We start from the raw sequence: 10,282 nt of genomic DNA on the forward strand, positions 1-10,282 counted from the left end.
CACCCGCATCTTCGACCCCGAGGCCCCCTTCCCCTCCCTGCGGGTGCGGCTGCGGGCGGGGCTGGTGGTGCTGGGCGTGGGGGGCGGCTTCGTGCTGCTGACGCTGGGCGGCCAAGGCCTGGCGGTCGTCACGCGCTTCCTGCCCTTCAGCGAGGGGCTGGTCGAGCTGTACCGCTGGGTCGTCAACCCGCTGCTGGCCGTGCTGGCTTTCACCCTGCAGTACCGGCTGCTGCCCACCCGCCCCCCGCCCTGGGCCGCCGCGTTCCGGGGCGCGCTGGTGGGCGGGGGGCTCTTCGCGCTGGTGCAGCTCGGCTTTAACTTCTACCTGCGCTGGGTCTCCTTCCAGAACGTCTTCGGGCCGCTGGCGAGCGTGGCGGTTCTGCTGGTGTGGCTGCACTTTTCCGCCCTGGCCTTCCTGCTGGGCGCGCTGGTGGCGGCGCTGCTCCACCGGGCGGTCAGCCCTTCCCCAGCCGTGGCTCAGTCTCGCATCAGCCAGGGTGCCTACCCTCGAACAGAGGAGGTCAGTATGGACACCAAGCCTACGGATTTCAAGGACAAAGCCCAAGAAGCCAAGGACAAGGTGCAGACCGCCGTCAACGAGACCAAGGCCAAGGTGGGCGAGGCCCTCGAGGAGAGCGGGGCGCGCGCCGACTTCGAGACCCTTAAAGCCGACTTCCAGGCCCTGCGCAGCGACGTGATGAGCCTGATGAGCAGCCTCAAGGAGACCGCCGGGAGCAAGGCCAAGGACCTCGCCAGCGAGCTGCGCCACACCGGCGGCGAGCTGACCCACCAGGTGAAGGAGAAGGGCAGCGAGATCGCGGCCACCCTGGAGACCCAGGTCAAGGACCGCCCGCTGATGAGCCTGCTGGTGGCCTTCGGGGCCGGTCTGGTGCTCTCGCGCATGATCAACCGCCACTAGGGCGGCGAGGAGACAACATGACGGCCTTGGCAGACGTGGTGATCAGCACGGTGGAACTGCTCGAGGCACAGGCCCGCAAGCTCCGCAGCGACTTGCGGGGCCTTTTGCTGTCCGTCGTGCTGATCCTGGTAGCCGGGATTCTGCTCTTGGGCGGGCTGGGCTGGCTGGTGGCCGCGGGGTACTTGCAGCTTCGGGCCTGGATGGACCCGGCCCCCGCCGCCGCGCTGATGGGCCTGCTCACCCTGCTCACTGCCGGAGGGATGCTGTGGATCGCGATGCGAAAAAGATGAGCCCCGAGCAGGAGGTCGAGGCCGCCAAGGAGCGGCTGCGGACCTCGCTGCGCCGGGTGAGCGAGGAGCTGGGCCGGGGGGTGGACGAGGCCCAGCAACGGGTGGTGGGCACCGCCCAGGAGCTCCAGGAGCGGCTGCTCTCCACCCTCAGCCAGGCCACCTCACAGGTGCAGGACACCGCCGGCAACCTCACCGCCGAGATCGAGGACCTCTTCCACAAGCCCGTCGAGGCCGTGCGTCAGCGCCCCTACGAGGCGGTCGCCACCTCGCTGCTGGCCGGGGCCATCGTGGGCTACCTGACCTCGAGGCCCGCCCCCGCCGACGGGGCTACCGCGGCGGCCCACGGCGAGGCGCGGGCGGCCACCAGCCCCCGCACCTCGCTGCTGTCGGGGCTGGTGGCCGGGGGGGTGGGCAAGACGGTGTGGGATGTAGTCCAGAAGGAATACCTGACCCCGGAGAACATCCGATACTGGCTGGACGGGCTGCTTGCCCCACGCAGGCCCCGTAGGGAGGGGTCGTGGACCGAAGGCTCGTCGTCGTCTTGGCACTCGCACTGACTCTGGCGGTCAACTACCTGGCCAACGCCCTGCCGCTGGGCGGGCGCAGCACGGGGGAGATCTCCGACAGCTTCCCCGTGCTCTTCACCCCGGCCGGCTACGTCTTCGCCGTCTGGGGGGCCATCTACCTCGGGCTCACCGCCTACGCCGTTTACCAAGCCCTGCCCGCCCAGCGCGGCAACGCCCGGGTGCACGCCGCCGCGCCGTGGTTCGTCGCGAGCTGCCTGTTCAACGCGGGCTGGGTCGTGGCCTGGCACTACGGGGGGCTGGGCCTGAGCCTGGCGCTGATGCTGGGCCTGCTGCTGAGCCTGGTGGGGGCCTACCGCACGCTGGCCGTCGGGCGCTACCCGGCGAAGGGGGCCGAGCGCTGGGCGGTGGACCTCCCCTTCAGCGTGTACCTGGGCTGGGTCACGGTGGCGAGCGTCGCCAACGCCAGCGTGGTGCTCTACGCCTCCGGCTGGGACCGCTGGGGCCTGCCGGAAGCCGCCTGGGCGGTGGTCATGATCTCGGCGGCAGGCCTGATCGGCCTGCTGATGCTGGGCCTGCGCCGGGACCTGGCGTTCGCCGGGGTGCTGGTGTGGGCCTTCGCCGGGGTCGCGGTGCGGCAGTGGGAGACCTTGCCGGTGGGTCTGGCGGCTGCGCTGTGGGCGCTGGCTCTCGCCCTGGCCCTGCTGCGGCGCGCGGCGGGGCCGCGGGCTCGAGCCCTGCCGATCCCGGAGGTATGATCCGCCGCCTCACCAGCCTGGACCGGGGCCTGGACTGGGCCTACCCCTCCAACCGCTTCGTCGTGGGGCTGTGCCTGGCCTTCGCGGTCGCCGCCTTCGTGCTGCAGAACGTCTGGCTGGGCCAGCCGGTGCTGTGGGGCGTGCTGGCGGGGGCCGGCTGGGTCTTCGCGGCCTGGGCCCTGGGGCGCGAGCTCGACCCCGACCACCCCGAGACCGCGGCCCGCGCGGGGGTGGCGCTGGCGCTGAGCCAGGGGCTGCTCCTGCCGCTGCTCAGCGCCCAGCCCCGCCTGGCGCTGGCCGGGCTGCTGGTGACGGGGGTGCTGGTGGTGCTGGCGCGGCTGCTGGGGCGCACCACCGGGCGGCCGACCACCTGGCTCGACGTGGCGGCGGTGGCCTCGAGCCCCCTGCTAGCCACCTGGCTCACCGGGCGGCCCTTGTGGGCCTTGGCGCTCCCGCTGGCCCTGGCCCTGGTGGCCGACGCCAACCGCGACGGGGCGCCCCGCCGGGCCTGGGCCGGGCTCGCCCTGGCCGCCGCCGCGGGTGTCGCGGCCCTGCTATGGGTACACCCCGCCGGGCGCGTCGCCAGCGAGCCGTGGGTGCTGTGGTTCGCCGCGGCCACGGTGCTGCTGGGCTGGGCGGCGCTGCTGGTGTGGATGTGGCAGAAGCCGCTGTCGAAGGCCGATAACGGCCTTCCCCTGGAGTACGAGCGCCTGCTGGGGGCGCGGGCGTTGGTGGCCCTCGCCACGCTGCTGCTGGTGTGGACCGCCGGCTTCTTGCCGCTGCTGGCGCTGGGCTGGGTCGGGGTCTTCGGGGCGGTGGCCGCGGCCACCGCTCAGTACTGGGTCAGCGGCCCTTCAGAGACGCATAAGCCGTGACGCACAGCATGTCCTCATGCTCGGGCGCACCGATGGCTTGCAGGAGCACTACTACCGGCGCGAGGGTGACAAGGCCGGGAGCTTCCGCTACTACCTCCCCGACGGCCGCGAGCTGACCGACCCGGCCGAGCTCGAGCGCATCGCCAAGCTCGCGGTCCCGCCCGGCTACACCGACGTCTACGTCTCCCCCGACCCCGACGCCGAGCTCCAGGCCTTCGGGCGCGACAAGGCCGGGCGCCTGCAGTACCGCTACCACCCCGGCTTCCTCCAGGCCAACAGCGAGGCCAAGTGGCAGCGCCTGGTGCGCTTCGCCCGCTGCCTGGGGCCCCTACGGGCCGCCAGCGGCGCCGACCTGCGGCGCGGCGGCCTCGAGCCGCGCAAGGTGATGGCCCTCATGACCCGCCTGCTCTACGTCGCGCGTTTCCGCGTCGGCTCGGACGCCTACGCCCGGGCGCACAAGACCTACGGGCTCACCACCCTGCGCCACTCGCACGCCCGGGTCGAGGGCAGCACCGTGGAGTTCCGCTTCAAGGGCAAGCACGGCATCTGGCAGCACAAGCTCACCACCGACCAGACCATCGCCAAGAACGTGGCCCAGCTCAAGGAATTGCCCGGCCCCTGGCTCTTCCAGGCGCTCGTCGAGGGCGGCCGGGCCCGCATCCGGGCCCAGCAGCTCAACGCCTACATCCGCGAGGTGATGGGCCCCTTCACCGCCAAGGACTTCCGCACCTGGGGCGGCACCCTGCTGGCGGCGGAGTTCCTGGCCGACGAGGGCCCGCCCCAGAGCGACCGCCAGGCCCGCAAGACCCTGGTCGAGTGCGTCAAGCACGTCGCCGCCGACCTCGGCAACACCCCGGCCGTCGTGCGCGCGCACTACGTCTGCCCCAAGGTCTTCGACTTCTACCTCGAGGGCCGCGTCCTCGACGACTTCGAGCCCAGCGCCACCCGCCGCAAAGCCAGCGGCGAGGACGGCCTCAACCGCTCCGAACTCGCCCTCAAGCGGCTGCTCGAGGCGCGAGAATGAGCGAGCCGTCGGCCTAGGGCTTGTGGCTTGTGGTTCACCCCTCCCCACTGACGTTGAGGGCCGGGGGGCCAAGGCGTCTTGCGTCTTGCGTTTTGCGTACGACATACGACGTACGGCATGCGTTTTGCGTTTCGCGTCTTACGTCTTGCGTTTAGCTATGGGCTATCGGCACCCCGCGTTCCCTCACCGCCCCGTCGCCACCGCCAGCGCCTTCAGCCGCGCGGCGTGCTCGAGGGTGAGGTCTTCGGGGGAGTAGCGCCACGACCAGTAGCCGCCCACCTTGCCGGGGTAGTTCATGCGGGAGTCGGTGTCCAGGGCGAAGACGTCCTGCAGCGGCACCACGGCCAGCTTGGCCGGGCTCTTGAAGGCCAGGGTGATGAGCGCCCAGGGCACGTCGGCGGGGGAGTCGAAGGTGACGTCGTTGTCCTGGAGGTAGGAGCGCATGAACTCCTTCTCCTCCTCGGGGGCGGTCTTGTACCAGCCCAAAGTGGTGTCGTTGTCGTGGGTGCCGGTGTAGGTGATGACGTTGCCGCTTTCGGGGTAGTTGTGGGGGAGGAAGGGGTTGGTCTCGTCGGAGAAGGCGAACTGCAAGATCTTCATGCCGGGGAAGCCGAAGCCGTCGCGCAGGGCCTCGACCTCGGGGGTGATCACGCCCAGGTCCTCGGCGATGATGGGCGCGTCGCCCAGCGCGGCGCGCACCGCCTGGAACAGCGCCTCGCCCGGGGCCTTCACCCACTGCCCGTTGACGGCGGTGTGGGCGTCGCCGGGGATCTCCCAGTAGGCCTCGAAGCCGCGGAAGTGGTCGATGCGCACGAGGTCGCAGGTCTCGAGGCTCTGCCGGATGCGGGCGATCCACCAGCCGAAGCCCTCGGCCTGCATCACGTCCCAGCGGTAGAGCGGGTTGCCCCACAGTTGCCCCGTCTCGCTGAAGTAGTCCGGCGGGACCCCCGCCACCACGCCCGGCGTGCCGTCGGGGTTGAGGTAGAAGTAGTGCGGGTTGGCCCACACGTCGCTGGAGTCGTAGGCCACGAAGATGGGCATGTCCCCGATGATCTTGATGCCCTTCTGCGCGGCGTAGGCCCGCAGCTCGGCCCAGGAGGCGTAGAAGAGCCACTGGGTCCACGCGTGCATCCCCACCTCGCCGGCGAGCTCGAGGCGCGCGGCCTCGAGCGCCTGCGGCTCCCGCCGGACGAGCTCGGGGCTCCACTCGTTCCAGGGCTTGCCGCCGAACCTGTTTTTGAGCGCCATGAACAGCGCGTAGTCGGCCAGCCAGCCCGCTTCCTTCTGCTCGAAAGCGGCGAAGGCGGCCTTGTCGGCCTCGCCGGCCCGCGCCACGAAGCCCGCGTAGGCCCGGCGCAGCAGCGGCCAGCGGGTGTCGTAGAGCCATCCGTAATCGACCTTGTGGGCGGGGTAGGCCGGGGGGTCTTCGGGCTCGAGCCAGCCCTTGGCGATGAGCAGCTCGGGGTCGATGAGGTAGGGGTTGCCGGCGAAGGCCGAGAAGGACTGGTAGGGCGAGTCTCCGTAGCTCGTAGGACCCAGCGGCAGCACCTGCCACCACCTCGCCCCCGTGCCCGCCAGCCAGTCGATGAAATTGCGGGCCTCCCGGCCCAGCGCGCCGATCCCCCAACGGCCGGGGAAGCTGGTAGGGTGGAGCAATATCCCGAAGCTGCGCTGTAAGTCCATGGCCCCAGCATACCGGGTCCGGTGGAAGCGTTTCTACGGCTCGAGGGTTCCCCGTCGCCGCGTGGGGAATTGGTCAGCCGTCAGCGATAGGCCCGCGGCCCGTGGTCTGTCGAGGGTCAGAGCACTTCGCATCTTGCGTTCGGCGTTCGGCGTACAACCGGCGTCTTGCGTTTTGCGTCTTGCGTCTTGCGTTCGGCGTTTGGCGTACGACGTACGACGCAGGACGTAAGACCCACGCCCAGCGCCCAGCGCCGGGCGTTCAGCGCTCAGCCCTTCTTCAGCCGACCTTGTTCCCCTTCTCGTCGTAGCGGTAGAAGCCGCGCCCGCTCTTGCGGCCGTAGAGCCCGGCCTGCACCATCTTGCGCAGCAGCGGGGAGGGGCGGTACTTGTCGTCGCCGAGGCCGCGGTGCAACACCTCCATGATCGAGAGGCAGGTGTCGAGGCCGATGAAGTCGGCGAGGGTGAGGGGGCCCATGGGGTGGTTCATGCCCAGCTTCATCACCTGGTCGATGGCCTCGGGGGTGGCGACGCCCTCCATCACGCACTGGATGGCCTCGTTGAGCATGGGCAGCAGGACGCGGTTGGAGACGAAGCCGGGGTAGTCGTTGACCTCGACCGGGGTCTTGCCCATCCTGCGGGCGGCCTCGAGCACGGCCTGGGTGGTCTCGTCGCTGGTGAGGTAGCCGCGGATGACCTCGACGAGCTCCATCAGGGGCACCGGGTTCATGAAGTGCATGCCGATGAAGCGCTCGGGGCGCCCGGTCGCCGCGGCCAGGCGGGTGATGGGGATGGAGGAGGTGTTGGAGGCCAGGACGGCTTCGGGCTTGACCAGGCGGTCGAGGTCGCGGAAGAGGTCGCCCTTGACCGCCTCGCTCTCCACGACGGCCTCGACGACGAGGTCGCAGTCGGCGAGGTCGGAGAGCTGGAGGGTGGTGCGGATGCGGCCCAGCGAGGCGTCGTGGGCGGCCTGGTCGAGGCGGCCCTTCTCCAGCAGCTTGCCTAAGGAGCGGCGTATGGTGCCCAGGCCGCGCTCGAGGAAGCTGTCCTCGAGGTCGCGCAGCACCACCTCGTACCCGGCCTGCGCCGCCACCTGCGCGATGCCCGCGCCCATCTGCCCTGCGCCGACTACACCGATCTTGCGGATTTCCATAGCAGTACTCCTTCCCGCACGATTCTACCGAGCGGGCGGGAGAGGGAGGGGGGATAGGGCTAGCGGCTGCCCTCGGCCTTGAGCCGGGGGGCTTCGGCGCTTTTGACCCGGCCCAGCGTGTTGACCACCACCACCCCGGCCAGCGCGACGGCCCCGCCCACCATCGAAAGCAGCGCGGGCACCTCGCCCAGCCAGACGAAGGCGATCAGGGTGGCGATGAGGGGGTTGACGTAGAGGAAGCTCGTGACCCTCGAGGCGGGCGCCCTCGAGAGCGCGTAGGACCAGGTGATGTACGACAGCCCCCCCGGCAGGACCCCCAGGTAGACCACCGCCAGCGTGGCGGGCGCGGGCGCGGCGGCGACCTCCTGCGCCAGCCCCGGCAGGAAGACCAGCATCGGCAACGTCCCCGCCCAGATCGAGTAGGCGGTGAACTGCAGCGCCGTGTAGCGGCGGTAGAAGGGCTTCTGCAGCACGAAGTACAGCGAGGTCGCCAGCGCGGCCAGCAGGATGAGGAGGGCCCCCGGCTGCAGCTCGAAGCCCCCGGGCTTGCCGAAGGCGATGAGCGCGACCCCGGTGAAGGCGATGGCGATGCCGGTCCAGCCCCACGGCGAGATCTCCTCCTTGAGCAAGTAGCGCGACAGCAGCGCCGTGAACACCGGCCCGCAGGCGATGAGCAAGGCCGCGGGGCCCGCCAGCACCGTGACCTGCCCGAAGTTGAGCGCGGTGTGGTAGACGGTGATCCCCAGGAAGCTCACGGCGAAGATGCCCGGCCAGTCCTGCCGCCGGGGCAGCGGCATCCGCACGGCCAGCGCGTAGACCAGCAGGGTGAGCGAGGCCACCAAAAAGCGCAGCAGGGTGAGGTGGCCGGGGGAGTAGGCCTCGAGCCCCGCCCGAATCCCCGCGAAGGCCGAGGCCCAGGGCAGCAGGGTCAGCGCAATCGCCAGCAACGTCCGGGAATCCATTGCCCGAGTCTAATGGAGTCCGGCCGATTTGATCGATAGCCGAATTCCATTTGGCGAAGTAGCCTTCGGCCCTTCAGCGCCGGTCCTCGGCCAGCTCCTCCATGCGGGCCTCGGCGGCGGGCTGGGCGCTGGCCGGCTGGACCGGCGGGGCCTCGCCCCCCGCCCGCCCGGTCGCCAGCTTCTCCTGCACCAGCCGCTGCACCCGCCGCATGGACTCGTGGGCGAAGCGCCGCTGCAAGCGCCGCCCGAACAGCCGGAAGCCCAGCGCGTAGAAGGGGTTGCGGATGGTCCCGGTGCGGGAGAAGGCGTGGATGCGGAAGAACACCTCGCCGCTGTCGAGCCGCTTGGCGACCGTGAACTCGATCTGGCCGCGCTCGAAGTGGCCCTCGAGCGTGGCGTAGTCGTAGCCCCACACCCGCTCGAGGCCCTGCCGGGTCTCGCGCAGCTCGTCCACCACGCCCCCCACCCGCACGCCGAAGAAGAAGGTGAAGCCCAGGAAACGCCCCTCGAGCAGCATGACCCGCTGCTCCAAGGGCCGCTCGGGGAGGAAGATGCCGGTGATGAGGTCGGGCGGGGGGAAGCGGTACTCGCGCAGCACCTCCTGCGCCGCGCGGAAGGAGCCGCCGGGCAGGGGCTCGCCGGGCGGCTCGGGGGGCAGGTCGGCCTCGTAGTCGTCGATGTTCCAGCCCGCCTCGCGGGTGTACTCGCCGCGGCGGCTGAGGTCGAGGTTGAGCGGGCGCTGCTCGAGCGCCTCCAGCCTCCGGCGGTAGCGCTCGCGGGGGGACTCAGCCACGCCCCAACTCCTTCGTGACGACCTCGACCTTGCCCAGTTGCCGCCCGCCGCTGTACTTGACCACCCGCTTGCAGAAGGTCACCCACACCCGCTCCTGCACCATCTGCCCGAGCTTGAGGCTGGAGTAGGCCAGTTGCACCAGCCCGTCGCGCGAGCGCGCCCACGACTCGATGCGAAAGCACAGCACCCCCGGCATCTCGGGGTCTTCCTCGAGGGTGAAGCGGATGTGCCCGGCCTCGGGGTGGCCCTTCAGCGTCAGCAGGGTGAAGGAGGTCTCCCCCACCTCCACCACCCGCACCGCCCCGTTCCAGGGCCCGAAGATGGTGATGTCGTACTCGTCGCCCACCTCCATGGCCCAGGGGTGGCCGTGCCGCTTCTCGAAGTCGGCCAGTTGCGCCGGGGCTAAGCTCGCCAGGTTGGCCTTGACGAAGGCCATGAGCTGCTGCGGCGTCATGCGGGCGTCGGAGAAGCGCACCTGATAACGCCGGTGGAACAGCGCGCCCGTGCCGTCCTTGGCCGGTTGTGCCTGCTTGCCTCCCACCATCAGGGCAAGGCTAAGTGCGCCGAGTAAGCCCGGTCTGTGCGCCAGTTGAGCGCGGGCTGATTGCCCGATGACACAGGGCGCGCCCGTCACGCTGCCTACACACACCCGCCGACCCTGGCGAGGTATCCGTGGGAACCGCCCTCAGGAAAGCACCTCGAGCCCCCACCCCAGCTCGACCCCCCGCGCCCTGAGCATGGCCGGCAGGTCGTTGCCGTGCTCGGCCAGCGCGTTGATGAGCCCGTGCAGCGCGGCGGTGGCCCAGGCCGCCTGCCGGTGCGAGATCAGGCCGGCCTCGAGCGCGGCGAAAAGCTCCTCGGTGTCGAGCACGCGCACCGCCCGCTCGCGCGTGACGCCCAAGTCGAGGTAGAGGTCCTGCACGCTCCACACGCTCCCCTCGCGCCGCACGCTCACGATGTCCACGTAGTACTCGCACCAGTGCTCCCCCTGGTGCGGCGTGAAGCGGCACACCTGCCACCCCGGCCCCGGCAGGATGTGCGCCTGCCAGTAGCGGTAAAGCGGGTGGTCGTAAAACGGCCGCTCGACGTACAGGCCGTGGGGGTGCTCGAGGTAAACCCGCACCGGGAAAGTGCCCGCCTTGACGGTGTGCGTTCGCGTGGCGAGGTCGTGGGTTTGCACTTTCGGGCCCATAAACCAGTGTAACGGATGATAGCGCTCAGCTTTCAGCCGTCAGCTCGTGGCTCGTGGTTGCCCCGCCCCCGTCCCTCCCCGCCGGCGGGGAGGGACGGGGGCGGGGCAACCA

At 70.6% G+C, this 10,282-nt stretch carries 12 protein-coding genes; 6 read left to right on the forward strand and 6 right to left on the reverse strand.

What is annotated here, in order from left to right; genetic code table 11:
- The 6 genes from Mterra_RS14935 to Mterra_RS14955 all read left to right on the forward strand — a co-directional run.
- On the forward strand, positions 1-919 hold a 919-nt coding region (locus tag Mterra_RS14935; RefSeq protein ID WP_176582542.1), incomplete at its 5' end, for a YhjD/YihY/BrkB family envelope integrity protein.
- Positions 920-936: 17 nt separating this feature from the next.
- Positions 937-1,209 (forward strand): hypothetical protein, encoded by a 273-nt coding sequence (locus tag Mterra_RS14940; protein WP_119315900.1) that lies wholly within the window; start codon positions 937-939, stop codon positions 1,207-1,209.
- Complete coding sequence (locus tag Mterra_RS21975) at positions 1,185-1,766, forward strand: ElaB/YgaM/YqjD family protein (protein ID WP_147372820.1); 582 nt, start codon at positions 1,185-1,187, stop codon at positions 1,764-1,766. Before Mterra_RS14940 ends, Mterra_RS21975 begins: the two co-directional genes overlap by 25 nt.
- Positions 1,727-2,491, forward strand: coding sequence for a tryptophan-rich sensory protein (locus tag Mterra_RS14945; RefSeq protein WP_119315901.1), 765 nt, complete (start codon positions 1,727-1,729; stop codon positions 2,489-2,491). The genes Mterra_RS21975 and Mterra_RS14945 overlap by 40 nt, the downstream gene beginning before the upstream one ends.
- Positions 2,488-3,366, forward strand: coding sequence for a hypothetical protein (locus tag Mterra_RS14950; protein WP_119315902.1), 879 nt, complete (start codon positions 2,488-2,490; stop codon positions 3,364-3,366). Before Mterra_RS14945 ends, Mterra_RS14950 begins: the two co-directional genes overlap by 4 nt.
- A 16-nt stretch (positions 3,367-3,382) precedes the next feature.
- A complete protein-coding gene (locus Mterra_RS14955; protein ID WP_119315903.1) occupies positions 3,383-4,390 on the forward strand; it encodes a DNA topoisomerase IB in 1,008 nt (335 codons plus the stop codon).
- Between the two features lie 183 nt (positions 4,391-4,573).
- On the opposite strand, the gene malQ is transcribed toward Mterra_RS14955, so the two are convergent.
- The 6 genes from malQ to Mterra_RS14985 form a co-directional block, all read right to left on the reverse strand.
- Positions 4,574-6,073: a 4-alpha-glucanotransferase gene (malQ, locus tag Mterra_RS14960; RefSeq protein WP_119315904.1), complete on the reverse strand. Its 1,500-nt coding sequence runs from the start codon at positions 6,071-6,073 to the stop codon at positions 4,574-4,576.
- A 277-nt stretch (positions 6,074-6,350) separates the two neighbouring features.
- Positions 6,351-7,223 carry a 3-hydroxybutyryl-CoA dehydrogenase gene (locus Mterra_RS14965; protein WP_119315905.1) on the reverse strand — a complete coding sequence of 291 codons (873 nt, stop codon included), beginning with the start codon at positions 7,221-7,223 and terminating at the stop codon, positions 6,351-6,353.
- Positions 7,224-7,282: 59 nt separating this feature from the next.
- Positions 7,283-8,185 (reverse strand): DMT family transporter, encoded by a 903-nt coding sequence (locus Mterra_RS14970; protein ID WP_119315906.1) that lies wholly within the window; start codon positions 8,183-8,185, stop codon positions 7,283-7,285.
- 73 nt (positions 8,186-8,258) lie between these two features.
- Positions 8,259-8,978 carry a DUF1990 domain-containing protein gene (locus tag Mterra_RS14975; protein WP_119315907.1) on the reverse strand — a complete coding sequence of 240 codons (720 nt, stop codon included), beginning with the start codon at positions 8,976-8,978 and terminating at the stop codon, positions 8,259-8,261.
- Entirely contained in the window at positions 8,971-9,522 is a 552-nt protein-coding gene (locus Mterra_RS14980; protein ID WP_119315908.1) for a DUF1990 family protein, read from the reverse strand. Before Mterra_RS14980 ends, Mterra_RS14975 begins: the two co-directional genes overlap by 8 nt.
- A 141-nt stretch (positions 9,523-9,663) precedes the next feature.
- The gene (locus Mterra_RS14985; protein ID WP_119315909.1) at positions 9,664-10,170 is read right to left on the reverse strand and encodes a DUF402 domain-containing protein; all 507 of its coding nucleotides are present in this window, start codon (positions 10,168-10,170) and stop codon (positions 9,664-9,666) included.
- Positions 10,171-10,282 lie beyond the last annotated feature (112 nt).

Source organism: Calidithermus terrae (genome assembly GCF_003574345.1).
In the GTDB taxonomy this organism is placed as follows: Bacteria; Deinococcota; Deinococci; order Deinococcales; family Thermaceae; genus Calidithermus; species Calidithermus chliarophilus.